Origin of the sequence: Streptomyces cinnamoneus, from assembly GCF_002939475.1 — a bacterium.
In the GTDB taxonomy this organism is placed as follows: Bacteria; Actinomycetota; Actinomycetes; order Streptomycetales; family Streptomycetaceae; genus Streptomyces; species Streptomyces cinnamoneus_A.
This window is the reverse complement of record NZ_PKFQ01000002.1, coordinates 130,957-154,651: the sequence shown is the minus strand read 5'-3', so window position 1 is coordinate 154,651 and position 23,695 is coordinate 130,957. Positions and strand designations below refer to the sequence as shown.

Sequence of the window (23,695 nt, the reverse complement as noted above, 5' to 3'; positions counted from 1 at the left end):
CCGGGCATGACGGGCCCGCAATGCGCGGGAAACACGGCGGGGGGAGCCTGCGCCCATGTGTACTGCCAGCACCACCCCCGCTCCGGTCCGCGAGGGGCCGGGACCACTGACGGGTTTCACCATCGGGCTGACGGCCGCCCGCCGCCGCGAGGAGCTGGTCGCGCTGCTGGAACGGCGGGGCGCCCGCGTCGTCGAGGCACCGACCGTGCGCATCGTGCCGCTGGAGGACGACGACGCGTTGCGCCGGGCCACCCGCAGCTGTCTCGACGCGCCGCTGGACTACGTCGTCGCCACGACGGGGGTGGGCTGGCGGGGCTGGATGAGCGCCGCCGAGGGCTGGGGCGACGGCGGCGCCCTCCTGGCGGCCTGCCGGCAGGCCACGGTGGTCAGCCGCGGGCCGAAGGCCACCGGGGCGGTACGGGCCAGCGGCCTGCACGAGGCGTTCTCCCCCGGCACGGAGGCCAGTCAGGAGGTGCTCGCCTGGCTGCTGGGCCGTGACCTGCGCGGCCGGCGGGTGGCCGTCCAGGAGCACGGCGCGCCGATGGAGGCCTTCGCGGCCGCCCTGCGCGAGCGTGGCGCGGAGGTCATCACCGCGCCCGTATACCGCTGGAGCCCGCCCCGGGACGCGCAGGCGGTGCGCCGGCTCGTCGAGGCGGCCGTGCACCAGGAGGTGCAGGCCCTCGCCTTCACCAGCGCGGTGGCGGCGGTCGCGCTGCTGGAGACGGCCGCCGCGGCGGGCCGTCGCGAGGAGTTGCTCGCCGCGCTGCGCACGGGGGTGACGGCGGCGTGCGTCGGCGACCTGTGCGCTCAGCCCCTGCTGGAGGCGGGGGTGCCGGTGCACCGTCCCCCGCGCGCCCGTCTGGGGGCGCTGGTGCGGACGCTCACCGAGGTGCTGCCGCGCCACGGGCGGTGGGGGCGCCGGCCCCTGAGGTCCGGCCCGCACCCCCTCGTCCTCCAGGGCAACGCGCTGCTGGGCGACGGCGATCCGGTGTGGCTGCCGCCGCTGCCGGCCGCGGTGCTGCGCGCGCTGGCCGAGCGGCCGGGGCACGTCCTGAGCCGCGGCGAGCTGCTCAGCCGCGCCTGGCCGGGCGACCACGCGGACGAGCACGCGGTGGAGATGGCCGTCACCCGGCTGCGCAAGGTCCTGGGGCCGCACGCCGGTCTGGTCCGCACGGTCCCCAAGCGCGGCTACCGCCTGGCCGATGCCTCGTGACCGCCGTCCGCCCTCCCGCGCTGGTGGCGGCCGCCCACGGCACCCGCGATCCGGCCGGCGTCGCCTCCCTCCGCCTGCTGATGGCGAGGGTGCGGTCGCTGCGGCCGTGCCTGGAGGTGCGGTGCGGTTTCCTGGGCCTGGCCGCCCCGGGGCTGGCGGAGGTCCTCGCGCGCACGGCCGGCCGGGCGGTGGTGGTTCCGCTGCTGCTGGGCACCGGCTACCACGTCCGGGTCGACATACCGGCGGCCGTGGGCGCCGCCGGGCACCTGCGCACGCGGACGGCCGGCCCGCTGGGGCCCCATCCGCTGCTCGCGGAGGCCCTCGGCGACCGGCTGGGCGAGGCCGGCTGGACCGGCGCTCCGGGCGGCGCGGTGGTGCTGGCGGCTGCGGGCTCCCGCGACCCGGCGGCGGGCGCCGCCACGGGCCGGATGGCCCGCATGCTCGCCGCCCGCCTGGGCGCCCCGGTGGAGCCGGCGTTCGTGGGCGGCGCCTCTCCCACACCGGCCGCGGCCGTCGCCGCCCTGCGCGCCCGGGGGCACGGCCGGGTGGCGGTGGTCCCGTACCTGCTGGCCCCGGGCGACTTCGCCCGCCGCGCCGCACAGCCGTGCGGGGCGGACGTCGTGGGTGCTCCCCTGGGCCCGCACGACGCCGTCGCCCGGCTGGTCCTGCGCCGCTACGACGAGGAGGCGGCCCGTGTCCCCGTGCCGGAGTGCGTGGCCGCGGGGGCGGGCGGAGGATGGGGCTGAACGCGGGCGTCGAGGCGGAGGCGGCGATGGCACGGGAACGGCGGGTGCGGGTGCGGCGGGTCTACGACCCGCCGGAGGGGACGGACGGCAGCCGGGTCCTGGTCGACCGCCTCTGGCCGCGGGGGCTGAGCAAGGAGAAGGCGGCGCTCGACGAATGGTGCAAGGACGCCGCGCCCTCGCCGGAGCTGCGCAAGTGGTACGGCCACGACCCGGAAAGGTTCGAGGAGTTCAGCCGCCGCTACCGCGCGGAGCTGGACGACGCGGCGCACGCGGACGCCGTGGCTCACCTGCGGCAGCTCGCCGCGCGGGGCCCGCTCACCCTCCTGACCGCCACGGGGCAGTGGGAGATCAGCGCGGCCGCCGTCCTCCTCGACGCACTGCGGGGCTGACCGCGCGCACGGTCTGCGGCACGCGGCGCGGGGGTGTGCGCCACCTCCCGCGAGCCGGGGCGGGCCCGGGGCGGTCGGTGGCCGTGGCTAGCCGGCGGCGGGGGCGCGTCGCTTGGCCTCCAGGCGCAGCGCGCGCCGGTCCAGTTCGCTCGTCCCGCCCCAGACTCCGTACTCCTGGCCGGATTCCATGGCCCATCGCAGGCACTGCTCCCGCACGGGGCAGCGCTGGCAGACGGACTTGGCGCCCTCCGTCTGGGCGATCGCCGGGCCACCGGTGCCGACGGGGAAGAACAGGTCCGGGTCCTCCTCCGCACACGCGGCGTACTGTCGCCAGTTCACGGCTGTTCCTTCCTTTCTGGCGTGCCTTTTCGCTCTTTCCTTGGGGTGTTGCGAGGAGTGATGTGCCGCAGCGGAGGTCAGCCGCCCATGTGCCAGCTGGGTGTGCCCTGGGCGCCGGCGAGCGCGACGAACAGGACCAGGTCCGCGCAGCCGAGCGCGAGTCCGAGGCAGGCGCGGAAGCGCCGGCCCGTGCCGCGGGCGAGGGCGACGGCGCCCAGGGCGAGGGCGCAGGGCCCGAGGACGAGGTTGAAGACGAGCAGCCCGACCAGCCCCACGACGAACGAGGTGACGGCCATGAGGTCGGCGTCCCGGCGGAATTCGGTGCGGGACCGGCCGCGCTTGCCGGTGACAACGGGGGAATTCATGGTTCTCCAGAGTCGGTCGGCTTGTTCGGTCGGCTTATGGCGTGCCACGACGGGCGCCGCGCGCACGAGGCCGTACGGTCAGCGGTTCCGCCGGTGGCGCTCGCGCACCGCGAAGAGGAGCAGCCAGCCGCAGATGGCCATTGCTGAGAAAACGCTCACCGTCAACGGTATGTGCGCGACGGTACCCGACAGGATGCCCAGCACGAGGAGAGCGGCGGCGAGGAACAGCATGGCGTCCTTTCCTTCGATTCCTTCGATTTCAGCTCTGGGGCAATCTCTCCTGTGCTGCGCCTGCCCGTCGCCGAATGATGAAAACGGAGCCGGTTCATCTCATGGGTGTCGCGACGGTCCTACGACAGGGCGTCCGTGAGCCGTTCGGGTGCCGCCTGCCGCCACGAATCGACGAGGATGTCGCGCAGTTCGTCCAGGTCCTCCAGGGCGGCGAGCCGCACCCGCACCCAGGCCGACGCCGCCTCGTGCGGGGGCACCCAGAATTTCTCCGGCTCGGCCGCGATCAGCTCCGCCCGTTCGTGTCTGGGGCACCGCACGGCGAACGAAGTCCCGTCGTCCGGCACGGTGATGAACATCTTTCCGGCGACACGGAAGGTGGGGATGTCCCATGCCTCCTTCTCCACGGTCTCCGGGAGGGACAGGGCGATGCGGCGGACGTCATCGGCATTGATCATGGTCTCCACAGTAGGGGCCGACCACGCTGGAATCGAACACTCCGTCAGGCCGGTCAGCGGTCACCCGGCTTCCCCTCCCGGAGGGCGGCCGCGGTCCGCCAGCCAGCGGACACGGCGTTCGGATATTTCCGTTCATTCGTGCGACGAATAGCGAGACGGGGTAATGGCGGGGTATCCAGCAGGGCTGGGCCGGTGCAAGTATTGGTCACGGGAAACCCAGTCGCCGGCAGGCGCTTTCGCCGTCGCCGAGAGGAGGCCGACATTGGCCGAGCACACCACTCCGGCCCGATTGTACGAGGCCGTCGAACCGCCGGGGCTGGACTTCGACCCCGTCTTCGCCGAGCTCCTGCGCAATGAGCCGCTGGCCCGACTCCGTTTGTCGCACGGCGAGGGCGAATGCTGGCTCGCGACCCGTTACGAGGACGTCCGGCTCATCACTTCCGATCCGCGGTTCAGCCGTGCCGCCATTGTCGGCCGGCCTTTCCCGAAGATGACCCGTCATCACATTCCCATGGACAAGGCCGTCAGTTTTGTGGATCCGCCGGGGCACGCCAGGGTGCGCGGCGTCATCGCGGGGGCCTTCTCCCATCCCAGCGTCGAGCGGCTGCGCCCCCGGGCCCAGCGGATCCTGGACGGGCTCCTGGAGGAGCTGCTCCGTGCCGGCTCACCGGCCGACCTCGTCGAGCGCGTCACCTCGCCCTTCCCCCTGACCTTGATCAGCGAGCTGATCGGCATCCCGCCGGCCGACCGGCCCCTCATGCGCGAGTGGGCCCAGGTCATCCTGGGCAGGGCCTCGGACGACGGCGCCGCGACCCGGACCTCCCAGGTCAAGGCCGACGCCGGCGTCTACTTCCGCTCCCTGGCCGCACGGCGCCGCGCCGAGCCGCGGGACGACCTGATGAGCGTCCTCGCGGCGGCCGTCGAGGCGGGCCGGCTGGAGGAGGAGGAACTGGTCGCCCTGACCGGCCTCATGCAGTTCAACGGCTGGCACGCCGTGCGCAACAACACCAGCAACATGATGTACATCCTGCTCACCCGGCCGGACCTGATGCACCGGCTGCGCACGGCGCCCGACCTGGTGCGCGGCGCGGTGGAGGAACTGCTCCGCTACATCCCGCACAAGCACGGCGTGGGCCAGCCCCGCATCGCCACCGAGGACGTGGAAGTGGGCTCCACTCTGGTCAGGGCCGGGGAGGTCGTCTACGTCTCCTACGTCGCCGCCAACCGCGACCAGCGCGTCTACCCGAAGCCGGACGACATCGACTTCGAACGCCGGGACGCGCCCCACCTGGCCTTCGGTCACGGCCCGCACGTCTGCGTCGCGCCGATGCTCGCCCGCATGGAGTCCGAGCTGCTGCTCTCGACACTGATCGAACGCCTCCCCGGCCTGCGCCTCGCCGTGCCGGCGGACCGGATCCAGTGGCAGACCGAGATCCTCATCCGCGGGCCGGTCGCCCTCCCGGTCGCCTGGTGAGCCGGTGACCGGCGTCCGCCGCCCCCCGCTTCGCCGGACCCGTCGGCTCTCCCCGGAACCACCCCGTTCGCTACCGTGGATCCGCACACCGCCGAAGCGGGAAGGACCCAATGAGCACCAGTCAGCCATGGACCATCGACGGCATCGGCCACGCCCTGCCCCACCCCGAGCTGCGGGCCACCTTCATGCGCGAGGTGTCCTTCACCGACGTCCGCGAGCTTCCCGCCGTCCTGGAGCGCTGGGTGGCGTTCATCCAGACGTTCGAGGCGGAGCGCCCTCGCCTCGAACAGCTGAGGGAACTGGTGCACGAGAACGGCCACCCTCCGGCCACCTACACCGCGGGCCTCATCGACGTCGCCCCCGACGAGCTCCACTCGGCCGCCGACGAGAACCGGCGGGGTGCCGCGTGACCTACCGGATCCGCATGGACCCGAGCCTTCATCACACCTACAAGGGCCTCCCCGATGAAGCACGCCGCGACTTCGCCGTGTGTCTGCTCGACACCCTCACCGACCCGATCGCCCACTCCGCCCCCTACGGCATCGACGACGGCATCATGCGCACCATCGCCCGCGGCAGGGTGGCCGGCGTGATCCTCGTCGGCCAGGACACCGTCACGCTGGTGCAGCTGACCTTCGCCGGCTGACACCGCCCGGGCCCGGAGGCTCGGCGGGGGGAAACCCGGTCCGCTGGCCCATGCCGCGCCGAGCGCCTCGTCGACCACCCGGCGGACGGCGGGGGTGTCGGTCACGTCGAGTGCGTACGCCCACAGCCGGTCGCCGGCGTGCCGGGCCGCGAGGCCGTCCAGGCCGGAGGGACGGGGGCCCGACGACGAACGGCGGCGCCCGCCACGGTCGAACCGTGGCGGGCGCCGCCGCGAGATCCGCTCCCGGGTGACCGGGGCGGGTGGACCTTACTCGGTGCCGGCCTTGGCCAGCTCGGCCTCCTGCCGGACGCGGGCGACCCGGCCGCGGACCAGGAACCAGCCGCCGACCAGGGCGGCCACGATCACCGGCAGGCACAGCACCGTGGTGCGGCTGGCGCCGGGCTCGGACGCCATCAGGCCGAGCACGCCGGCCAGGAAGACCAGGGTGACGATCTGGGTGTACGGGGCCCAGGGCAGCTTGTAGCCGGGGCGGGTGACCCGGCCGTCCTGCGAGCGCTTCCAGAAGAGCAGGGAGCAGACCATGATCATGCCCCAGGTGCCGATGATGCCGATCGCGGCGAAGTTCAGCACGATCTCGAAGGCGTCCGCCGGGACGACGAAGTTCAGGCCGACACCGAGGACACAGAAGAACGCGGTGAGCAGGATGCCGCCGTAGGGCACCTGGCCCTTGTTCATCAGGCCGGTGAACTTCGGCGCCGAGCCCGACACGGCCATCGAGCGGAGGATGCGGCCGGTGGAGTACAGGCCGGAGTTCAGGCTGGAGAGCGCCGCGGTGAGGACGACGAGGTTCATCACGCCGGCCGCGTACGGCACGCCGATCTTCGACAGGACGGTGACGAACGGGCTCTCGCCGGCGTGGTAGGAGACGTACGGCAGCAGGACGGCCAGCAGGATGACCGAGCCGACGTAGAACAGACCGACACGCCACATGATCGAGTTGATCGCCTTCGGCATGATCTTCTCGGGGTTCTTCGTCTCGCCCGCGGCGACACCGCACAGCTCGACGGAGGCGTAGGCGAAGACGACGCCCTGGACGACCATCAGCATCGGCATGACGCCGGTCGGGAAGATGCCGCCGTGGTCCATGATGTTCGCCAGGCCCGGGGTGGTGTCACCGACCTTGTGCTGGCTGGCCAGCAGGAAGATGCCGACGACCATGAAGACGGTGATCGCGGCGACCTTGATGATCGCGAACCAGAACTCCATCTCGCCGAAGTACTTCACCGAGATCAGGTTCACGGTGAGCACGACCGCGAGGGCGATCAGGGCGAGCACCCACTGCGGGATGTCGCTGAACATGCCCCAGTAGTGGGTGTAGGTGGCGACGGCGGTGATGTCCGCGATGCCGGTGGTGGCCCAGTTCAGGAAGTAGAGCCAGCCCGCGGTGAAGGCGCCCTTCTCGCCCATGAACTCACGGGCGTAGGAGACGAAGGCTCCGGAGGAGGGGCGGTAGAGCACGAGCTCGCCGAGCGCACGCACGACGAAGAAGGCGAAGAGGCCGCACACCGCGTAAGCGATGAAGAGGGAGGGACCGGCGCTGTGGAGGCGGCCACCGGCACCGAGGAAGAGTCCGGTACCGATCGCTCCACCGATGGCGATCATGTTGACGTGGCGGGACTTGAGGTCCTTGCTGTAGCCCGCGTCACCGGCGTCGACGTGCGAGGACGTCGACGCCGGAGCCGAAGCGCCGGCGGGCTGGGTGTCGGCCGCAGTGAGGGTGCGGTCACTCATGTAGTTCTTCGCCTTCGTTGAGGGGGGCAGGACCGGGCCGCACGACGTTCGTGGGGGTGATCTCCGTGCGCTCGGGAGGGCCACGCAACGGTGGCTCTCCCCTGCACCGTCGAGGATCACCCCGGCGGTGGCCCGGTTCCCGGGGCCGGCTGGCGACGCCGGTCCGGGTGGTTCAGAAGGTGTGGGTCAGGCGGTCGGGCGGTGCGGTAAACCCTCCACGGCGCCGGCCTGTGCCGGGCCGTCCGCGGTGTGCGGCGCGCCTGCCGTGTGCCCTGTGTGACGGGCCGGAGCGCCCTGGGGGAAGCCCCCGGGGCAGGACGGAGCGCCGTCACCACGGCGCCGGAGGGGCGCCTTCTGGTGCGCGGCGCTTCGCCGGCTGTCGGACACGTTCATGCCGTGAATGGTGAGAGGCGGCCCAGGGCGGCGTCAAGACTTTATGGAGAATTGATTTTCCCGGGGATTCAGGCTAGCGCCGCTGGTCAGAAAGGTTCGCTCAGGCATTCTTCTCGTCCCCGGCGGTCGCTTCGGTGACGGTAGGAAACGAGATCGGCACGCTCAGAGAGATTTCGGTATCGATTCGGATAACCTTCGGATAAACCGGGGGAGGAAAAGACGCCGGACTACCGGCGAGTAATGTCCGTCAGGTGTTTGTTGTCTCGTCGGCGACGAGGACGGATCGCCCCGCCGTCGCGGTGAGCAGGGCCAGGGCGGCCGCCACCGCGGGCACTCCGTAACCGGCGGAGGCGCCGAAGTGCTCCACGCTCCAGCCGCCGGCCGCCGAGCCGGCCGCTATGCCGGCGAGCAGACCGGTGACCGCCAGGGTCATGCCCTCGTTCAGCCGGCCCGTGGGCGTCCGGCCCTGGACCAGGTTCATGCCGGTGACCATGGTCGGGGCGGTGGCCATGCCCGTCAGGAGCAGCGCGGCGCCCAGGGTGGGCAGGCCCCCGGTGCTCGCCGCCAGGAGCGGCAGCGGCGCGAGGGCCGCCATTCCCGCGAGGCAGCGCCGGAAGCGGGCGACCGCCGGGCCGGCGGGGCGGGCCAGCCCGTACAGCAGCCCCGCCGCGCAGGACCCGGCCGCCTGGAGGGCCAGCACGGCACCGGCCGCCGGGCGGTGCCCGAGGGAGTCCGCGAAGCCGAGGGTCACCACCTCCAGCGAGCCGAAGACGGCGCCGGTGCAGACGAAGACGGCGAGGACCGCCGCCAGCCCCGGGTTGCCGCGCAGGAGCGTGCCGGGAACGGAGGGCCGGGGAGCCACCGGGGGCTCGGTGCGGCGCTGGGCGGCGAAGAGGACCGTTCCCGTCAGCATCATGGCGACCCCGACGAGGGTGCCGGCCTCGGGGAAGAGGGACGTGCAGAGGAAGGTGGCCAGCAGGGGGCCGAGCATGAAACACACCTCGTCGACCGCCTGCTCGAAGGCGTTCGCGGTGTGCAGGGCGCCCGGGTCGCCCCGGAAGAGGTGGGCCCAGCGGGCGCGGGACATCCCGCCGGTGTTCGGGGCGGTCGCCGTCGCGACGTAGGAGAGGAAGAGCGTCCAGGCCGGCGCACCCGACCGCACGCACGACACCAAGGAGAGGGAGCCGAGGGCGGCGATCACGGTCGCGGGCACCGCGACGCGGGCCTGGCCGTACCGGTCCACGAGCCGGGCCGTCCACGGCGCGACGACGGCGGTGGCGGCGAGGCCGGTCGCGGTGACGGCCCCGGCGAGCGCGTACGAACCCCGGGCAGCCGTGATCATCAGGACCGCGCCGACGCCGAACATGCCCATCGGGACACGGGCGAGCAGGTTCCACGCGGTGAACGCGCGGGCGCCCGGTACGGAGAAGATCCGCGCGTAGCCGCTACGGGCGGCGGACGGCCGCCGGTCGCGCGGCCTCGGCCGGGCGGGGCCGCACGGGACGGCGGGGGCCGGGGCGACGGGAGCGGGCGCGGCGGCGACGAGGGTGGTGCCCGCGACGGTGAGCAGCGGTGGGGCGAGGGAGGTCCTGGGCATGGTCCTAACCCTCGCCGCGCTCCCCCGCCGCGGTCCAACACCTGGCCGGCGGCCATTGACGCATACCGGTTGTCAATCACCGGCGCTCGTCGGCGTCCGTCACAGCAGGGTGCCCAGCGGCCCGAGGTCCAGGTTCAGGTCCTCCGGGTCCAGGCCGTAGCGGCCGCACAGCTCCTCCGTGCGCCGCGCCAGCAGCATGAGGGTCAGACCGATCCGCTCCTCCTGCTCCTCCGTCAAGCCGCCCTGCTCCACCCTGCGCAGCGCCTGCCGCTCCATCAGCTGCCGCAGCAGTTCCACGACGGTCAGCACCAGCCGGACCAGGTCGCGCTCGACGGTCTCCTCGTCCAGCTCCACGCGTCCGCTCATGCGCCTGTCTCCTCCCACGGGGCGGGCACCCTGGCGTCGATCGAGCTGACGAGGGCGCGGAGGTCGATGCGTACGAGGTCGACGTCGGCGATCCGCAGGGTGAGGTCGCCGGTGATCACCACACCGCCCGCGAGCAGCCGGTCGAGCAGGTCGACGAGGGCGATCCGCCGTTGCGGGAGGGGAGGACCGGCGTCGCTCACGTCGTCCCCGGGTCCTCGGTGACGGGGCCGACGAAGGAGTACGGGGCCCAGGGCCCGGTGAGTTCCACGCGCACCCCTTCCGCCGGGGCCGACTCCGCCAGCCGTGCGACGGCCGAGGTGAACCGGGTGCGGGCCGCGCCCGGCACCAGATAGGCGGCGTTGAGGACGTTGTGGCCCGGCTGCCGGGAGAGGCCGGCGTTCTGCGCCGGGTAGAGCCGGGTCTCCTCCGCCAGCGCCGTGAGGGCGGTGTGGATGCCGCGCGCGGCCTCGTCCGCCTGCCGGGACCGCCCCTCGTGCGCCCGCCGCTGGGCGGCGCGCTGCCTGAGGTAGTCCCGGCCGGACGCGGGGGCGCGCGGCGCGGAGGGAGGGGGACCGGCGGCCGGCGGGCCCTGAGGGAGGGTGTGGACTTTGACGCCCCACTCGGCCCGGCCCTCCAGCCGGTCGAGCGCGGCGCCCAGGCGCGGGCCGCCGGCCGCCAGCATCCCGTGTACCCCCCGCTCCTCGCGGTACACGGTCGCCAGGCGCAGCGGCAGGACGCAGGGGGCCGCGGCGGCGACGGCGTCGATCACGCGTTGGTGGGCGCGTGCGGTCCGCTCCAGCCAGGCGAGGTCCTCCAGGTTCGCCCGCAGCGCCCCCTCGTCGTACTGCGCCGCCGGCACGGGACCCACCAGGGCGAGGAGTCCCTCGTGGCGGACCGCGCGCACGGGCTCGCCGACGACCCCCGTCACCGTCGCGAGCGCTTCGGTGACGGCCTCGTCGTCCCTGGTGACGGCGTAGGCGTACAGCAGTTCCGAGTCCTTCACCGGGGCTCCTCCTCCCGTTGTTCCTCTTGTTCCAGTTCGGCCACGCGCGCCCGCAGGCGCGCGTTCTCCTCGCCCAGTTCGCGGCGCCGGGCGCCGGAGGACAGGGCCGGGTCGCTCTCCCACCAGTCGATGCCCATCTCCCTCGCCTTGTCGACGGAGGCGACGACCAGGCGCAGCTTGATGGTGAGGAGTTCGATGTCGAGGAGGTTGACGCGGATGTCCCCGGCGATCACCACGCCCTTGTCCAGGACGCGTTCGAGGATGTCGGCGAGGTTCGCCGAGCCGTTCGCCTGCGGGGGCAGCCTCTCGGTCACGCCGCACCGCCCCCTTCGCTCCGTCGCCGCATCTCGGCGAGGCGGTCGAGGAGCGCGTCCTCGCGCCGGTCGAACTCCTGCTCGTCGATCCGGCCGGACACGAGTTGTTCCTCCAGTTCCTTGAGCTGGTGCTGGACGACGGCCGGGTCGTAGTACAGGCGCTCGGCCTCGTCGACCAGCCGGCGGAGCACCCAGCCGACCAGGCCGATCATTCGACGAAGCTGTAGGGCGGCAGGGGGCCGTAGACCTTCAGGTCCAGCTGGGGGTTCTCCTTGCCGAGGCGGCCGACCTCGGCGAGCAGGCGTCCGGTGTCGGAGCGGTCCACCAGGAAGGACAGGTTCACGAACCAGCCGGCGCTCTCGGGGCCGGGCCGGTCGTCCTCCGCCAGCGGTACCAGGGCCTCGCGCACCAGCGCGGCGTCGCGGAGCTCCCGTTCGCGCACGCCTTCGGCGACCATCTCGCCGAAGCGCAGCCGTTCCTCGTACGAACCGCCGCCGTCGGCCCGGTTGGCCTCGGCGAGGGTGCGCAGGCCGGCGTTCTCGGCGAGGACGAGATGGAGCACGACGTCCTCGCGGTGCACGGCCTTGATGTTGTACTCGACGCGGCCGGCGAGCCGGCCCAGCTGTTCCTCGTAGCGGCCCGCGTGCTCGTCGAGGACCTGGCGCACCTTCTCGTCACCGTCGGACACGCTGCCGAAGCGCATGGGCAGGACGGGGTCCTCGCGGCCGGCCTCGGCCAGCACGTGCTGGTGGGCGAGCAGGTCGCGCCGCTTGGGCCGCAGCTCCTCGGGGCAGTCGCTGACCACCGCCGCCAGGGAGCCCTGGGTCACCAGCCGTACGGGAAGGGGTGGGTCGCCGATGCCGGTCAGGTCCCGGGGCAGCCCGGTGTGGCCGGCGCGGGTGATGCCGTAGACGTAGGTGGTCATTCGCTCTCCTCCTTCTTGCGGGAGGCGGCGCTGCGGCGGGATCCGCTTCCTTGGCCCTCGGCGCGGTCACGCACCTGGTGGATGGCGTCGGAGACGGTCTGCGCGGCTCCGGACAGGGCGCCCTTGGTCTTGCCGCGGGCTCCGCTCTCCGTCACCTCGCCCACCAGGTCGGGAAGGCCGGCGCTGCGGTGCGGGCCGGCTTCCAGGTCGAGGCGGTTGCACGCCTCGGCGAAGCGCAGATACGTGTCGACGCTGGCGACGACGACACGGACGTCGATCTTCAGGATCTCGATGCCGACCAGGGAGACGCGGACGAACGCGTCGATGACCAGGCCGCGGTCGAGGACCAGTTCGAGGACGTCGTACAGGCCGCTGGTGCCGCCTGCGCCGCCCTGCTGTGCGGGGACAACGCTCATGTCGAACAGCTTCCTCTCGTCGCCGACGGCCCGGCCGGGAACGAGCCGGACGCCTGCCGGCGGTCAGCGGGAATCGGTCCTGCCCCGCTCGTAGCGCCGTACGCGGCGGTAACCGGTGAGCAGGCCACCGGAGTCGAGGGTCACCTCGTAGAGCGCGATGACGCTCATCGTCTCGGGGACACGGGTGATCTCGACGACCTCGGCCTCCAGCACCCAGCCGTCCTCGGTCCGTTCGAACCGTGAGACGCCTTCGGGGTGCCGGCCGGTCAGTTCGGCGAACTGTTCGTGGGCCGCGCGCAGTACTTGCGGTGCCGTGAGGGGCTTGGCGGACTCGTCGGAGTGGTTGGGGGTGTCAGCCATGGCGGTGGCCTCCGGGTAGGTCAGGGGGCCTCGTCCCTGCGGCTACCGCGTTACGCCGCCGCCAAACACCGAAGCGCCGCTCCGCCCGGCCTGCCTCGCCCGCCCGGCCTCAGGCCAGCGCGCTGCGCTTCTGCCACTGCTGCCACGTCTCCTGCCAGACCTCGAGGCCGTTGCCGACGTCGGTCGTATGGGTGTTGGCGGTGCCCCTGACCTCGACGGTGGCGCCGACGGGGAGGAAGTCGTAGACCTTCTTGGCGTCGTCAGTGGTCATGCCGAAGCAGCCGTGGCTGTTGTTTCGCACGCCCAGGGACTTGTTCCAGGGGGCGGAGTGCAGGAAGGTGCCGGAAGCGGTCAGGTGGGTGACCCACTGCGAGTCCAGCATCCACTCCTTGCCGTGACCGATGGTGGCGGAGTCCATCGTCTCGGTGGCGCTCTTGCTGCGGACCGTGTGGACGCCGCCGCGGGTGGGGTCCTCGGGCGAGCCGGCGGAGCCCATGATGCGACCGACGGGCCTGCCGTTCTCGTACATGGTCAGCATGTGGCCGGGCACGTCGATGACGGCCTTGTGGTCGGCGCCGACGGTGAACCCGAGGGCGTAGTCGCGGGCGAACCGGCCGCCGCGGCCGGAGTCGACGCCGTTCAGCGCGGCCTTGACGGAGACCTTGGTGCCGGCGGGCCAGAAGGTCTTCGGCCGCCAGTCGAGCCGGTCCTTGCCGGAGTAGTCGCGCACCCAGCCCCAGGCACCCCGCACCTGGGGAACCGAGGTGATCCGCATGGCCCTCTCGATCCCGGCGCGCTTGTCCTTGTCGACGGGACGGTCGAAGAGGACCGAGACCGGCATGCCCGTGCCGACGACCTGGCCGTCACCCGGAGTGACGGTCACCTTGTTGACCTGGGGAGGCTGCGGCGTGGGGGCGGCCGGCGGAGAGGTCTCCCCCGCCGCGGCCGGTGCCACGGCCTGCACGGCGGCGACGGGCTGCGACGCGGTCTTCTTCTCGTGCGCCGCCTCGAAGGCGCCGCCGACGCCGCAGGCGGTCAGCGCCAGGGCGCCCGTCAGGGCGGATGCCAGCAGGACGGCGGAACGACGGGTCGGTCCGGTACGCACGCGAGTGACCTCCTGAGGAGCCGGGGATTCCCCGACGTGCGGGCCGGAGGGGCCGGCCGCGGAAGCACGGAGTCGGGGATGCGGGACGAGGGGATTGATGCATTTCGTCCGCTTTTCAGTGTGGGAAGCGCCTTTCGGGGTCGCTATGAGCCAGGTCACTCCAGGGCCCTCGACTCGATACAGAGCGGGGCATTTCGCTACTTTTTGCACATCAACCGTCGCGACCGGTCACCAGAAGGGGTATGTCTGACCGCCTCGATCGGGGGCACCCGCCTCGTGACCACCGCCCGACGTCACAGAAGGAGGCATCGTGACGCAGATCGAGGAGTCCATCGAGGTCGCCGTCCCCGTCACCACGGCGTACAACCAGTGGACGCAGTTCGAGGACTTTCCCCAGTTCATGGAGGGTGTGGAGCGCATCGAGCAGCGCGGTCCGACGCTCACCCACTGGGTGACGAAGACCGGCGGCGTCCGACGGGAGTTCGACGCGGTGATCACCGAGCAGATCCCCGACGAGCGGGTGGCGTGGACGACCGTGGCCGGCGAGGTCCGCCAGGCCGGTGTGGTCACCTTCCACCGTCTGACGCCGGAGCGCACCAAGGTCATGGTGCAGTTCGACCACGACCCGGACGGCGTCGTCGACACCGTCGGCGACAAGCTCGGCTTCGTCCGCCGCCAGACCAAGGGGGATCTGGAGCGCTTCAAGAGCTTCATCGAGTCCCGCGGCCTCGAGACGGGGCAGTGGCGCGGCCGGGTCTGAGCGCCCGCGCCCGCCGTCGCGCCGGAGCGCGCCGGGAACGGCGCCGACGGCGGAAGACGACGGAACGGGCCCCGGCCGGAAGGCCGGGGCCCGCGCGTTTCTCGGCGGAATGGACGAAACCGGTCGACGTCAGTCCTCGAAGGCGTCCTTCACCTTCTCCTTCGCCCCCCGCAGATTCCCCTTCGCCTCCTCGGCCCGGCCCTCGGCGGCCTTGCTCTCGTTTCCGACCATGCGGCCCGCCTCCTTCTTGACCTTCCCCACGGTCTGCTCCCCCTTCGCCTTCGCCTTCTCACTGGCGCTCATCTTCAACTCCTTCATTCCACGGCTTTGTTGTGAACGTTTCGGCTACAGCCATCCAACGGGTGCCCCTGGCCGCCGTATGCAAACGCGCAACGCGGCGGACCACAATGCGCGGGAAAGGACGGGCGTAAAAAGCGAATTACCGGGAAGACGACTTGTTGGAGGTTGATGACTATGGTTCCCCTGCTTCTCGTCCTGCTCCTCGCCCTGCTCCTTTTCGGCGCCGGATTCGCCATCAAGGTGCTGTGGTGGTTCGCGGTCGCCGTTCTGGTGATCTGGCTCCTCGGCTTCGTCATGCGTTCCGCCGGCACCGGCGGCAGCCGGGGCCGCTGGTACCGATGGTGATGTGGAGCCGCACCGCGTGCTCCAGCACGTCCGGGCCGTCGAGTTGCCGCTCGACGGCCCGATGCGTGTCCCGGCGGACGCACGGTGCGAAGCCGTTCGAGCAAAGGGGTGTGACCGCGCGGACACCGGGCAGAAGCCGAACTGACAGCAGAGCGAAGGAGGGTGCGCGTGACCAGCATCAGTGCGGCCAAGCCGGCGACGGCCGAGCCGAGCGGCACGGACAAGAGCGAGCCCCTGGAGGGCGCGCTTCCCCTGCTTGAGGACGCCGGCAGCGTCGACCCCAAGGACGCCAGGGCACTGACCAAGATCTTCCTCGACCGGCTGGGAGCTCTGGAGGAGGGCACACACGAATACCAGTACGTACGCAACACCCTCATAGAGATGAACCTTTCACTGGTCCGCTTCGTCGCCGGCCGGTTCAGGACCCGCGCGGAACAGATGGAGGACATCGTCCAGGTCGGCACCATCGGTCTCATCAAGGCGATCGACCGATTCGACCTGATGCGCGAGGTGGAATTCACCACCTTCGCCATTCCGTATGTCACCGGCGAGATCAAGCGATTCTTCCGGGACACCAGTTGGGCCGTGCACGTGCCGCGGCGTCTGCAGGAGCTGCGGGTCGAGCTGGCGAAGGCGACGGACGAACTGTCCGGGCACCTCGGCCGCTCCCCCAGCGTCAGGGAACTGGCCGAGGTGATGGACCTCTCGGAAGAGGAGATCATCGAGGCCCAGATCGCCAGCAACGGCTACCGGGCCAACTCACTCGACATGCGCGCCGAAAGCGCCCCGCACCACCAGTTGAGCTCGCGCTCCTGGGACGAGCGCATCGGCACCGTGGACGAGAACCTGGAAAAGGTCGAGAACCTCCACGTCCTCAAGCGGCTGCTGCCCGAGCTGGACGACCGGGAGCGGCGCATCCTGGGAATGCGGTTCGGGCAGGAGATGACGCAGTCCCAGATCGGAGCGGAGCTGGGCATCTCGCAGATGCACGTCTCCCGGCTGCTGAGCCGCACCCTGGGCCGGCTGCGGACCCACATGCTCGCGGAGCAATGACCCACCGAATGCGCGGGGAGAGCCTATGAGACCTGGGGACGTCCCGTACGGCGAGGGCACGGACTACGGTGGCCCGTCACTGCGGGCGGCACTGTGCGTCGGGCTGCTCGTGGAACGGCCCGGTCTGCGCATGGCGGGGGAAGTCAGTCTGAGCACGCACCCGACGTGGGAGGGTGCGCTGGAATCGCTGCCGGGCCTGGGCAAGGACCCGTGCCTGGAGCTCGCGGCCGTCACCTTCATCGACGTCGCCGGTGCCACCGCGCTGGCCTGCATGGCTCAGCGGCTCGGCTCCGGGCGCCGGGTCATCGTCGACCGGCCGCCGCCCTCGCTCCGCCGTACTTTGGAGACGTTCTGGTCGGAGCTGGCAGCGATCGAGGTGACGGTGTGAACGACGTGACGGCGGAGGCGGAGCTGTTCGTACACCCGGCGTTGTTCTACCGGAACCAGTCGGAATACCTCGCCGTCAACGTGCCCTTCATCCGGGCGGGGCTCGACGCCGGGGAGCCGGTGGCCGTGGCCGTGCCCCGGGAGAACCTGGAGTTGCTGCGCGGTGAGCTGGGCGAGGACGGTGCGCCGGTGCGGTTCATCGACATGCAACAGGCCGGTCGCAACCCCGGGCGGATCATCCCGCGCGTGCTGCGGGCCTTTGCCGACGCCCACCCCGGGGCGCACGTCCGCATCATCGGCGAGCCCGTGTGGTTCGGGCGCTCCGCGGAGGAGTACCCCGCCTGTGTCCAGCACGAGGCGCTGATCAACCACGCCTTCACCGGCCGCCGGGTCACCATCGTGTGCCCCTACGACACGGCGCGGCTGGCGCCGCAGGTGCTGGTGGACGCCCGCGCCACGCACCCCGTCGTCGTGGCCGACGGTGAGCACCTCCCCAGCGGGTCCTACGCCCCGGACCACGTCATCGCCTCGTACAACCAGCCCCTGTCCCGCCCGTCCGGCGTCCCGGTGTTCTCCTTCTCCTTCGACGCCGCCCTGCTTCCCGACGCCCGGCACTTCGTCATCGAGCACGCCGTCGCGCTCGGCCTCGGCGACGGCCGCCGCGACGACCTCACGCTGGCCGTCGCCGAGCTGACCACCAACAGCGTGGTCCACGGCGGCGGCACCGGCGTCATCCGGATCTGGGCCGAGGACGAACACCTGGTGTGGCAGGTCGAGGACGGCGGTCACATCGGCGATCCGCTGGCGGGCCGCTGCCCGCCGCCGCCCGACCGGCCGGGGGGCCGGGGGCTGTTGCTCGTCCACTACGTCAGCGACCTCGTCCGCACCCACACGCGGCCGGGCGGCACCACCACGCGCTGCTACCTGCGGCGCTGAACGCCCCTCGGGAGGCCGCCCCGCGGGCGAGATCCGGGGGCCCGCGGCCCGCCTTCCCGGAATCGGGGTCCGGGGGTGGTCTCATGCCCGGGGGCACCGTCCCCCGCGCCGGGCAGACGGCCTCGCCGTCGCCCGGCGCGACGACGTGTGCCCGGCCCCTGTCTGCCCGCGCGCGGGAGCGCACGGCCGCTCCGAGGTTTGTGCCGGGCGTGCGGGGCAAGCCGGTCCGGTGCCCACCGACGTACCCGGAAGGAGCTTCCCGTGGTAGCCGTCGCCCTCCTCCTGCCTCCGGCGCTGTTGTGCCTGGTGCTCGCCCTGGGGCGTTATGAGGAGTGCCTATTGAAGAATGGTTCCTGCACGCCGCGGCACGCGCTGCCGAAGCGCCATCTGCGCGCCGTGCCGGACGTGCTCGCCGAGGAGGAGGGCGAATCCGCCCCCGCCGGCCCCGGACCGCACGCCGGGGCTCCTGCCGGCGACAGGGGTTCCTCCGCCGCGTGAGTCCGGCGGGGGCGCGCCCGGGCGCGCCGGTCTCGCGCCGGCGCACCGCCTCCGGCGGCGTTTGGGGGCGCCCAGCCGGGCTACACGCCAGGCACCGCCCCCGAGAGGCGGGGGCAACCCGACGGAAGGCGGCTCATGTCAACGGCTGCACTGATCACCATCCTCGTCGCCACCGCCGTCGTGCTCGTGGGCGTCGCCGTCGCCGTACGGCTCGTGGGGCGCGGTGCGGCGCCCGGCGGCCGTGGACTGCGCCGGCGCTTCGGCCCCGAGTACGACACGGCGGTCGCCCGGCACGACGGTGACGACAAGGCGGCGGAGAAGGAACTGCACGAGAGGTGGCGGCGCCACAAGGACGTACGGATCTGCCCGTTGCCGGCGGCGGTCCGCGAGCAGTACGCCGCCCGGTGGACCGGCGTCCAGGAGGAGTTCGTCGACGCCCCGGCGCGTGCGGTGGCGGACGCCGACCTGCTGCTGGGCACGATCGCCCACGAGCGGGGCTTCCCCACCGGCAGCTGGGACGAGCTCATCGACGCCCTCTCCGTCCACCATCCCCGCACCGTCCACGGCATCCGGGAGGTCCACGCGGCGTCGGCGCGCGTGCGGGTCGAACGGGTCCCGACCGAGGAGCTGCGCGAGGCGCTGGTGGGGGCCCGGGACCTGTTCGAGGACCTCGTCAGGGCACACCCCGAGGACCAGCCCCCGCAGCGGCACGCCCGGCGGACGGGCCCGCGTCCGGAGAAGCCCGTGACGAGGACGGCGGGACCGCGGCACGCCCACGACGGCGTACCGGACCGGTGAGGAGGGCGTGGTGAGGGACGGACATCCCGCCGCGCGCGAGGACAGGCGCGAGGACAGGCACAGCGACGGCCAAGGAGGCGAGGACATGGAGAGGCACACCGGCACACGTCCGGCCAAGGACGTGGGCGGACACACGGACGGGCACCCCGGACCACGGTCCCCGCGGATTCCCCACGGCGACGCCGACGACGTGCTCGTCGGGTCCGGGCCAATGCTGGAGGACGGGCCCCCCGCCGAGGCCGAAGCCGGGGGCGGGGAGCCGGCGGCGCCCGGCGGGCCCCTGCTGCGGCCGGCCGAGCGCGACGAGTTCACGGCCCGTCTCCAGGACGCCATGAACGGGTTCGTCGACGGGCCGGGCGGCTCGGTCGAGGAGGCGGACGCCCTTCTGGGCACGCTGACCGCCCGTCTCGGCGGCCTTCTCGACGAACGGCGCGGCGCCCTGCGCACGGCGTGGCAGGACGAGAGCGGACGGGCGCCGCGCACGGAGGAACTGCGCCTGGTCCTGCTGGACTACCGCAATCTGGTCGAGCGCCTGGTGCGGCTCTGACCCCCGCGCCGGGACACGGGACGCGCGAAGGGCTCCCGGGCGGCTCGTCCGCTTACGATGCCGGTCATGACGCCCTTCCTGGTCGGCCGCCGGTCCCGGCTGCCCGTCGGTGAGACGTGGTCGCGGCTCACCGACTGGGAGCGCCACGCGGCGCACGTCCCGCTCACGCGGATCGTCGTCGCGACGCCCTCTCCGACCGGGGTGGGCACGCGGTTCGTGGCACGGACCGGGATCGGTCCCGTCGCCTACGAGGACCCCATGGAAGTCGTCCGCTGGGAGCCGCCCGCCGGTGACGGGGGCGCCGGCCACTGCCGCCTGGAGAAGCGCGGTCGCGTCGTCAGCGGCTGGGCCGAGCTGGAGGTGACCCCCCGGGGCGCGGGAGCGTGGGTCGTGTGGCGCGAGGACCTGCGCGTCGAACGGCTGCCGCGGCTGTTCGACGCGCCGACGGCTTTCGGCGGCCGGTGGCTCTTCGGCCGGGTCGTGGAGCGGCTGCTGGCCGACTGACGAGCCCGCCGGGACGGCCCGTGCACGGGGTTCCCGTCGCTTTCCCGTACGTCGTCGCCTCCTCGGGAGACAAGGCATTCATGAACGGACAGGCAGCAACCGCCCCGCGCGTCGCCGTCGTCACCGGCGCGGACTCCGGCATCGGCCGGGCCACGGCCGTGCGGCTGGCCCGGGAGGGCATGGACGTCGGCATCACCTGGCACAGCGACCGCGAGGGCGCCGAGGGCACCGCGGCGGAGGTGCGCGCGCTGGGCCGGCGGGCCGCGCTCGACCGCATGGACCTCACGCGGCTGCCGGAGGCGGCCGACGCCGTGGACAGGCTCGCCGACGCGCTCGGCCGCATCGACGTCCTGGTCAACAACGCCGGTATCGGCACGGCCACGCCGTTCCTCGACCTGGAGCCCGACGCCGTCCGCGAGGTGATCGACGTGGACCTCATCGGCCCGCTCCTGTGCGGGCAGCGCGCCGCCCGCCGCATGATCCGGCAGGGCGACGGGGGACGGATCGTCAACGTGACCAGCGTCCACGAGCACCAGCCCCGCGTGGGCGCGGCCCCGTACTGCGCGGCGAAGGGCGGGCTCGGCCTGCTCACCCAGGTCATGGCCCTGGAGCTGGCCGAGCACGGGATCAACGTCAACGCCGTGGCGCCCGGCGAGATCGCCACGCCGATGACCGGGCAGGAGGACGTCGACGTGCGCGCCGTCCGCAGGCCCGGCGTACCGGTCGGTCGGCCGGGTGACGCCCGCGAGGTGGCCGCCGTGATCGCCTTCCTGAGCGGACCGGACTCCGGCTACGTCACCGGCGCCTCGTGGAGCGTCGACGGGGGCATGCTGCGGATGGGGCCGCAGGCGGGGTCGCATCTGAGGGACGATTCCTGGCGGCGGCTGTGAGCCGCCGCCGGGGGCCGGCGTCCGGCCCGGGGCCCGTCAGGTGAAGTCGAGGCCCTCGGTGCGCGTCCGCTTCAGCTCGAAGAACTTCGGGTAGCCGGCCAGGAGCCGCACGCCGTCGAAGACGCGGACGGCGTCCTCGCCCCGCGGGATGGCGGTGAGGACGGGGCCGAAGAAGGCGACGCCGTCGACGTGCAGGGTGGGCGTGCCCACCTCCTCGCCGACCGGGTCCATGCCCTCGTGGTGGCTCTTGCGCAGGTCCTCGTCGTAGTCGGTGGTGTGCGCCGCCTCCGCCAGCGCGGTCGGCAGGCCCGCTTCGGCCAGCGCCTCCTTGACGACCTCGTCGTCGGCGGCGCGGTCGGCCCGGTGGATGCGGGTGCCCAGGGCCGTGTAGAGGTCGCGCAGCACGTGCTCCCCGTGTTCCTGCGCCGCGGCGGTGCACACGCGCACCGGGCCCCAGCCGGTGTCCAGCAGCCGTCGGTACCGTTCGGGCAGGTCGTCCTTGCCCTCGTTGAGCACGGACAGGCTCATGACGCGGAAGCGCAGGTCGATGTCGCGGTGCCGCTCCACCTCCAGGATCCAGCGGGACGTGATCCAGGCGAAGGGGCAGATGGGGTCGAAGTAGAAGTCCACCTTGTTCGTCATGACCGCGAGCCTACGGACCCGGGTGGCCGGCCGGGCAGGTCCATTCCCGCTCGAAGATCGTGGGCCAGTCGGCCGGGAGAGGGGAGCTGGGCGGAGAACAGGCCGGCCAGGAACGGGCTGCGGAAGACTCCGGCCGGGTCGTGCCGTTCGAGGACGGCGACGGCGTCGTCCCAGCGCGCGCCCTCCGGCCGGCCGTCCGTGAAGGCGCGGGGCCAGGTCCCGGTGAGGACCGACCACTGCGTCCACGCTCCGCCCGCCCCGTACGCCCACCCCTTGGACCACTCGGGGCGGACCACCGCCCAGCCGGTGAAGCGGGTCAGCATCCATTGTTCGAGGTCGTGGTGGAAGACGGCGGAGCCGGGTGTTCCGGGGAACGTGGCGGTGTTCAGCCACACGACCGTGTCCCAGTCGGGGCGGTCGGCCCGGGGGCAGGCGGCGGAGAGCACGGGCGCGGCGGGGCCCTGGCCGTCCGGAGCGGTGATCCGCACCTCGACGGTGCCGTTGAGCGGGTACTCGCCGTGGGCCCCGTGCTCGTCGAGCCCTCGCCGCAGCCCGGACCAGAATTCGTGCAGGACCCGCTGGACGTCGCGCCGCGCGCACAGCACCGCCCAGCCCCCGAAGGCCCAGCGCCACGTGGTGGCCCGGAGGTAGAGCACGGTGTTCCGCGACCAGCCCCACAGGTCCCACGTGGCGGTGGCGGTCAGCCCCAGCTGGATGCCCCGTTGCAGGGCGCCGGTGAACGCCGGCGTCAGGGCGGCGGCTCCCTCGGTGATCCGGTGGGCGAGCGTGGACGCCTCCTCGGGGATGCTGTCGCCGAAGACGTACGGGTACGGGGAGTGGATCTCGCGGGCGGCGGGGGGACGTTCGGGCTCCTCGGTCCACACCTTGAGCCACGGCCGCTCGGTGTGGGGGAGCCACAGCGCCTCGACCCGTCCGGCCCGCGACAGGTACCGGTCGAGGGTGCGCGGGCCGCTGCCCGGTGGGCCGAAGAGTTCGCCGACGGGTACGTCGAAGGAGCTGCGGCACCGCAGGCGGACGTCGGCGGCGACGCGCAGGGTCGCCTCCGTGACGAAGGCCCGCCCCAGGTGGACGAGGAACGCCGCCGTGTCGGGTTCGGAGCGGTGAAAGGTCCTCAGCACGTGCCGCCCGGTCGTCGCGTCCCAGACCACGGCGGTGAGCGACTCCACGGTGTCGCTCGTCGTCGACGACGCGGTGCCCCGCCCGAGCGGACGGCCAGTGCCGGGCAGCGGCACGCCCGTGCCGTGTCCGCCGACGGCCAGCACGCCCGCCACGGTGACGCTTCCGGTGGCGGGGACGCACGTCAGTCCGTACCCGGCGGCTCCCAGGGCAGCGTGGACCGCGTCCAGCGTGGCGCCGGCCTGGGCCGTGACGGTGGCGGGTGTGCCGGGGCGGACCTCGATCGCGGTGAGGTGGGCCGTGGTGTCGACCATGACGAGCCGCCGGGTGTCCTCGTTCTTGCCGGCGAGCAGCGGCGAGAAGGTGTGGGCCGCCCCCTTGGCCCGCAGCCGCCACCGGTGGGCGCGCGCCCAGTCGGCCAGCGTGAGGACGTCGTGGGGAGAGGCGGGGACGGCGGTCCACACGGCCTCCAGGGCGACTTCGCCCGACCAGTTGCGGAACGCCTGCCGCACCAGCCGGATCCCCCGGGGGAAGGCGGGGGGCAGGCCGGGGTCGGCGGCGTGCGCGTCGACGCGGAAGACCGGTACCCAGCCGAGCGCCGTCGCCGCGGCGGTGAGCACCTGGCGGCGCGGAGGGCCGCAGGGGTGCGGGCCGCCCGCCGGGGCGGCACGGGTGGCGGGAGCGCCGTCACTGCCGATGTTCGTGTCACCCACGGGAGGGCCGCCCTTCTGCCGTCACGGATCGCCCGAGCTGCGGGGCACTGCCGTTCAGGGATTCCAACGACCGGTGGCGGGAGCGATCACGGGGCA

General features: G+C 72.9%; 34 protein-coding genes. 16 read left to right on the top strand and 18 right to left on the bottom strand.

Annotation, left to right across the window (positions count from 1 at the left end; genetic code table 11):
- Positions 1-55 precede the first annotated feature (55 nt).
- From CYQ11_RS28875 to CYQ11_RS28865, 3 genes are read left to right on the top strand one after another with little or no spacing between them, the layout of a single operon-like run.
- Entirely contained in the window at positions 56-1,213 is a 1,158-nt protein-coding gene (locus CYQ11_RS28875; protein WP_099197887.1) for a uroporphyrinogen-III synthase, read from the top strand.
- Positions 1,210-1,959 carry a sirohydrochlorin chelatase gene (locus tag CYQ11_RS28870; protein ID WP_240003194.1) on the top strand — a complete coding sequence of 250 codons (750 nt, stop codon included), beginning with the start codon at positions 1,210-1,212 and terminating at the stop codon, positions 1,957-1,959. Before CYQ11_RS28875 ends, CYQ11_RS28870 begins: the two co-directional genes overlap by 4 nt.
- A 26-nt stretch (positions 1,960-1,985) precedes the next feature.
- Complete coding sequence (locus CYQ11_RS28865) at positions 1,986-2,348, top strand: DUF488 domain-containing protein (RefSeq protein WP_099197989.1); 363 nt, start codon at positions 1,986-1,988, stop codon at positions 2,346-2,348.
- Positions 2,349-2,435: 87 nt separating this feature from the next.
- Here the strand turns inward: CYQ11_RS28865 and CYQ11_RS28860 are convergent, their stop codons facing one another.
- The 4 genes from CYQ11_RS28860 to CYQ11_RS28850 all read right to left on the bottom strand — a co-directional run bounded on the left by CYQ11_RS28860 (position 2,436) and on the right by CYQ11_RS28850 (position 3,738).
- On the bottom strand, positions 2,436-2,687 hold the full coding sequence (locus CYQ11_RS28860) for a WhiB family transcriptional regulator (protein ID WP_099197888.1): 252 nt from the start codon (positions 2,685-2,687) through the stop codon (positions 2,436-2,438).
- Between the two features lie 77 nt (positions 2,688-2,764).
- Complete coding sequence (locus tag CYQ11_RS28855; RefSeq protein WP_099197889.1) at positions 2,765-3,052, bottom strand: hypothetical protein; 288 nt, start codon at positions 3,050-3,052, stop codon at positions 2,765-2,767.
- Positions 3,053-3,130: 78 nt separating this feature from the next.
- Positions 3,131-3,283 (bottom strand): hypothetical protein, encoded by a 153-nt coding sequence (locus tag CYQ11_RS29910; protein ID WP_099197890.1) that lies wholly within the window; start codon positions 3,281-3,283, stop codon positions 3,131-3,133.
- A 119-nt stretch (positions 3,284-3,402) separates the two neighbouring features.
- Positions 3,403-3,738: an MmcQ/YjbR family DNA-binding protein gene (locus tag CYQ11_RS28850; RefSeq protein WP_099197990.1), complete on the bottom strand. Its 336-nt coding sequence runs from the start codon at positions 3,736-3,738 to the stop codon at positions 3,403-3,405.
- Positions 3,739-4,000: 262 nt separating this feature from the next.
- On the opposite strand from CYQ11_RS28850, the gene CYQ11_RS28845 reads away from it, so the two are divergent.
- The 3 genes from CYQ11_RS28845 (at position 4,001) to CYQ11_RS28835 (ending at position 5,858) form a co-directional block, all read left to right on the top strand.
- Positions 4,001-5,212 carry a cytochrome P450 gene (locus CYQ11_RS28845; protein WP_243469311.1) on the top strand — a complete coding sequence of 404 codons (1,212 nt, stop codon included), beginning with the start codon at positions 4,001-4,003 and terminating at the stop codon, positions 5,210-5,212.
- A gap of 110 nt (positions 5,213-5,322) precedes the next feature.
- On the top strand, positions 5,323-5,622 hold the full coding sequence (locus CYQ11_RS28840; protein ID WP_099197892.1) for a globin family protein: 300 nt from the start codon (positions 5,323-5,325) through the stop codon (positions 5,620-5,622).
- Positions 5,619-5,858, top strand: a complete 240-nt coding sequence (locus CYQ11_RS28835) for a hypothetical protein (protein ID WP_099197893.1) — start codon at positions 5,619-5,621, stop codon at positions 5,856-5,858. The genes CYQ11_RS28840 and CYQ11_RS28835 overlap by 4 nt, the downstream gene beginning before the upstream one ends.
- A gap of 267 nt (positions 5,859-6,125) precedes the next feature.
- On the opposite strand, the gene CYQ11_RS28830 is transcribed toward CYQ11_RS28835, so the two are convergent.
- The 11 genes from CYQ11_RS28830 to CYQ11_RS28780 all read right to left on the bottom strand — a co-directional run bounded on the left by CYQ11_RS28830 (position 6,126) and on the right by CYQ11_RS28780 (position 14,089).
- On the bottom strand, positions 6,126-7,610 hold the full coding sequence (locus CYQ11_RS28830; protein ID WP_099197894.1) for an amino acid permease: 1,485 nt from the start codon (positions 7,608-7,610) through the stop codon (positions 6,126-6,128).
- A 640-nt stretch (positions 7,611-8,250) separates the two neighbouring features.
- Positions 8,251-9,600, bottom strand: a complete 1,350-nt coding sequence (locus CYQ11_RS28825; protein ID WP_099197895.1) for an MFS transporter — start codon at positions 9,598-9,600, stop codon at positions 8,251-8,253.
- A 99-nt stretch (positions 9,601-9,699) separates the two neighbouring features.
- Positions 9,700-9,966: a gas vesicle protein K gene (locus tag CYQ11_RS28820; protein ID WP_099197896.1), complete on the bottom strand. Its 267-nt coding sequence runs from the start codon at positions 9,964-9,966 to the stop codon at positions 9,700-9,702.
- Positions 9,963-10,166, bottom strand: a complete 204-nt coding sequence (locus CYQ11_RS28815; protein ID WP_099197897.1) for a gas vesicle protein — start codon at positions 10,164-10,166, stop codon at positions 9,963-9,965. The genes CYQ11_RS28820 and CYQ11_RS28815 overlap by 4 nt, the downstream gene beginning before the upstream one ends.
- Positions 10,163-10,969 (bottom strand): GvpL/GvpF family gas vesicle protein, encoded by an 807-nt coding sequence (locus CYQ11_RS28810; protein ID WP_240003196.1) that lies wholly within the window; start codon positions 10,967-10,969, stop codon positions 10,163-10,165. Before CYQ11_RS28810 ends, CYQ11_RS28815 begins: the two co-directional genes overlap by 4 nt.
- Positions 10,966-11,283, bottom strand: coding sequence for a gas vesicle protein (locus CYQ11_RS28805; protein ID WP_099197898.1), 318 nt, complete (start codon positions 11,281-11,283; stop codon positions 10,966-10,968). Before CYQ11_RS28805 ends, CYQ11_RS28810 begins: the two co-directional genes overlap by 4 nt.
- Positions 11,280-11,495 carry a gas vesicle protein GvpG gene (locus CYQ11_RS28800; protein WP_099197899.1) on the bottom strand — a complete coding sequence of 72 codons (216 nt, stop codon included), beginning with the start codon at positions 11,493-11,495 and terminating at the stop codon, positions 11,280-11,282. Before CYQ11_RS28800 ends, CYQ11_RS28805 begins: the two co-directional genes overlap by 4 nt.
- Positions 11,492-12,208, bottom strand: a complete 717-nt coding sequence (locus CYQ11_RS28795; protein ID WP_099197900.1) for a GvpL/GvpF family gas vesicle protein — start codon at positions 12,206-12,208, stop codon at positions 11,492-11,494. Before CYQ11_RS28795 ends, CYQ11_RS28800 begins: the two co-directional genes overlap by 4 nt.
- Positions 12,205-12,624 (bottom strand): gas vesicle structural protein GvpA, encoded by a 420-nt coding sequence (locus tag CYQ11_RS28790; RefSeq protein ID WP_099197901.1) that lies wholly within the window; start codon positions 12,622-12,624, stop codon positions 12,205-12,207. Before CYQ11_RS28790 ends, CYQ11_RS28795 begins: the two co-directional genes overlap by 4 nt.
- Before the next feature lie 63 nt (positions 12,625-12,687).
- On the bottom strand, positions 12,688-12,984 hold the full coding sequence (locus CYQ11_RS28785) for a gas vesicle protein GvpO (protein ID WP_099197902.1): 297 nt from the start codon (positions 12,982-12,984) through the stop codon (positions 12,688-12,690).
- A gap of 109 nt (positions 12,985-13,093) precedes the next feature.
- Positions 13,094-14,089, bottom strand: a complete 996-nt coding sequence (locus tag CYQ11_RS28780) for a L,D-transpeptidase (protein ID WP_240003197.1) — start codon at positions 14,087-14,089, stop codon at positions 13,094-13,096.
- A gap of 310 nt (positions 14,090-14,399) precedes the next feature.
- On the opposite strand from CYQ11_RS28780, the gene CYQ11_RS28770 reads away from it, so the two are divergent.
- Complete coding sequence (locus tag CYQ11_RS28770; protein WP_099197903.1) at positions 14,400-14,849, top strand: SRPBCC family protein; 450 nt, start codon at positions 14,400-14,402, stop codon at positions 14,847-14,849.
- 129 nt (positions 14,850-14,978) lie between these two features.
- On the opposite strand, the gene CYQ11_RS28765 is transcribed toward CYQ11_RS28770, so the two are convergent.
- Positions 14,979-15,152, bottom strand: coding sequence for a CsbD family protein (locus CYQ11_RS28765; RefSeq protein ID WP_181143898.1), 174 nt, complete (start codon positions 15,150-15,152; stop codon positions 14,979-14,981).
- A gap of 171 nt (positions 15,153-15,323) precedes the next feature.
- Here CYQ11_RS28765 and CYQ11_RS28760 point away from each other — a divergent pair, with 171 nt between their 5' ends.
- From CYQ11_RS28760 to CYQ11_RS28720, 9 genes are all read left to right on the top strand, one after another.
- Positions 15,324-15,494, top strand: coding sequence for a hydrophobic protein (locus CYQ11_RS28760; RefSeq protein WP_099197905.1), 171 nt, complete (start codon positions 15,324-15,326; stop codon positions 15,492-15,494).
- Between the two features lie 168 nt (positions 15,495-15,662).
- Entirely contained in the window at positions 15,663-16,547 is an 885-nt protein-coding gene (locus tag CYQ11_RS28755) for a SigB/SigF/SigG family RNA polymerase sigma factor (protein ID WP_099197906.1), read from the top strand.
- A gap of 25 nt (positions 16,548-16,572) precedes the next feature.
- Positions 16,573-16,935 carry an STAS domain-containing protein gene (locus CYQ11_RS28750; RefSeq protein ID WP_099197907.1) on the top strand — a complete coding sequence of 121 codons (363 nt, stop codon included), beginning with the start codon at positions 16,573-16,575 and terminating at the stop codon, positions 16,933-16,935.
- Positions 16,932-17,870: a sensor histidine kinase gene (locus CYQ11_RS28745; protein ID WP_099197908.1), complete on the top strand. Its 939-nt coding sequence runs from the start codon at positions 16,932-16,934 to the stop codon at positions 17,868-17,870. Before CYQ11_RS28750 ends, CYQ11_RS28745 begins: the two co-directional genes overlap by 4 nt.
- 261 nt (positions 17,871-18,131) lie before the next feature.
- Positions 18,132-18,368: a hypothetical protein gene (locus CYQ11_RS28740; RefSeq protein ID WP_099197909.1), complete on the top strand. Its 237-nt coding sequence runs from the start codon at positions 18,132-18,134 to the stop codon at positions 18,366-18,368.
- Between the two features lie 135 nt (positions 18,369-18,503).
- The gene (locus tag CYQ11_RS28735) at positions 18,504-19,166 is read left to right on the top strand and encodes a hypothetical protein (RefSeq protein ID WP_099197910.1); all 663 of its coding nucleotides are present in this window, start codon (positions 18,504-18,506) and stop codon (positions 19,164-19,166) included.
- 85 nt (positions 19,167-19,251) lie between these two features.
- Complete coding sequence (locus CYQ11_RS28730) at positions 19,252-19,713, top strand: hypothetical protein (RefSeq protein ID WP_099197911.1); 462 nt, start codon at positions 19,252-19,254, stop codon at positions 19,711-19,713.
- Positions 19,714-19,779: 66 nt separating this feature from the next.
- A complete protein-coding gene (locus CYQ11_RS28725; RefSeq protein ID WP_099197912.1) occupies positions 19,780-20,217 on the top strand; it encodes an SRPBCC family protein in 438 nt (145 codons plus the stop codon).
- Positions 20,218-20,297: 80 nt separating this feature from the next.
- Positions 20,298-21,107, top strand: a complete 810-nt coding sequence (locus CYQ11_RS28720; RefSeq protein WP_099197993.1) for an SDR family oxidoreductase — start codon at positions 20,298-20,300, stop codon at positions 21,105-21,107.
- A gap of 36 nt (positions 21,108-21,143) precedes the next feature.
- Here CYQ11_RS28720 and CYQ11_RS28715 read toward each other — a convergent pair whose 3' ends face one another.
- Both CYQ11_RS28715 and CYQ11_RS28710 read right to left on the bottom strand, forming a co-directional pair.
- Positions 21,144-21,749: a mycothiol-dependent nitroreductase Rv2466c family protein gene (locus tag CYQ11_RS28715; protein WP_099197913.1), complete on the bottom strand. Its 606-nt coding sequence runs from the start codon at positions 21,747-21,749 to the stop codon at positions 21,144-21,146.
- Positions 21,746-23,599: a cholesterol oxidase substrate-binding domain-containing protein gene (locus CYQ11_RS28710; protein WP_099197914.1), complete on the bottom strand. Its 1,854-nt coding sequence runs from the start codon at positions 23,597-23,599 to the stop codon at positions 21,746-21,748. Before CYQ11_RS28710 ends, CYQ11_RS28715 begins: the two co-directional genes overlap by 4 nt.
- Between the last annotated feature and the right edge of the window lie 96 nt (positions 23,600-23,695).

Coding starts and splice junctions, on each gene's coding strand:
- CYQ11_RS28875 (WP_099197887.1), top strand. CDS start 56: ATGTGTACTGCCAGCACCACCCCCGCTCCGGTCCGCGAGGGGCCGGGA.
- CYQ11_RS28865 (WP_099197989.1), top strand. CDS start 1,986: ATGGCACGGGAACGGCGGGTGCGGGTGCGGCGGGTCTACGACCCGCCG.
- CYQ11_RS28855 (WP_099197889.1), bottom strand. CDS start 3,052: ATGAATTCCCCCGTTGTCACCGGCAAGCGCGGCCGGTCCCGCACCGAA.
- CYQ11_RS29910 (WP_099197890.1), bottom strand. CDS start 3,283: ATGCTGTTCCTCGCCGCCGCTCTCCTCGTGCTGGGCATCCTGTCGGGT.
- CYQ11_RS28850 (WP_099197990.1), bottom strand. CDS start 3,738: ATGATCAATGCCGATGACGTCCGCCGCATCGCCCTGTCCCTCCCGGAG.
- CYQ11_RS28840 (WP_099197892.1), top strand. CDS start 5,323: ATGAGCACCAGTCAGCCATGGACCATCGACGGCATCGGCCACGCCCTG.
- CYQ11_RS28830 (WP_099197894.1), bottom strand. CDS start 7,610: ATGAGTGACCGCACCCTCACTGCGGCCGACACCCAGCCCGCCGGCGCT.
- CYQ11_RS28825 (WP_099197895.1), bottom strand. CDS start 9,600: ATGCCCAGGACCTCCCTCGCCCCACCGCTGCTCACCGTCGCGGGCACC.
- CYQ11_RS28820 (WP_099197896.1), bottom strand. CDS start 9,966: ATGAGCGGACGCGTGGAGCTGGACGAGGAGACCGTCGAGCGCGACCTG.
- CYQ11_RS28800 (WP_099197899.1), bottom strand. CDS start 11,495: ATGATCGGCCTGGTCGGCTGGGTGCTCCGCCGGCTGGTCGACGAGGCC.
- CYQ11_RS28795 (WP_099197900.1), bottom strand. CDS start 12,208: ATGACCACCTACGTCTACGGCATCACCCGCGCCGGCCACACCGGGCTG.
- CYQ11_RS28790 (WP_099197901.1), bottom strand. CDS start 12,624: ATGAGCGTTGTCCCCGCACAGCAGGGCGGCGCAGGCGGCACCAGCGGC.
- CYQ11_RS28785 (WP_099197902.1), bottom strand. CDS start 12,984: ATGGCTGACACCCCCAACCACTCCGACGAGTCCGCCAAGCCCCTCACG.
- CYQ11_RS28765 (WP_181143898.1), bottom strand. CDS start 15,152: ATGAGCGCCAGTGAGAAGGCGAAGGCGAAGGGGGAGCAGACCGTGGGG.
- CYQ11_RS28760 (WP_099197905.1), top strand. CDS start 15,324: ATGGTTCCCCTGCTTCTCGTCCTGCTCCTCGCCCTGCTCCTTTTCGGC.
- CYQ11_RS28750 (WP_099197907.1), top strand. CDS start 16,573: ATGAGACCTGGGGACGTCCCGTACGGCGAGGGCACGGACTACGGTGGC.
- CYQ11_RS28735 (WP_099197910.1), top strand. CDS start 18,504: ATGTCAACGGCTGCACTGATCACCATCCTCGTCGCCACCGCCGTCGTG.
- CYQ11_RS28730 (WP_099197911.1), top strand. CDS start 19,252: ATGGAGAGGCACACCGGCACACGTCCGGCCAAGGACGTGGGCGGACAC.
- CYQ11_RS28725 (WP_099197912.1), top strand. CDS start 19,780: ATGACGCCCTTCCTGGTCGGCCGCCGGTCCCGGCTGCCCGTCGGTGAG.
- CYQ11_RS28720 (WP_099197993.1), top strand. CDS start 20,298: ATGAACGGACAGGCAGCAACCGCCCCGCGCGTCGCCGTCGTCACCGGC.
- CYQ11_RS28715 (WP_099197913.1), bottom strand. CDS start 21,749: ATGACGAACAAGGTGGACTTCTACTTCGACCCCATCTGCCCCTTCGCC.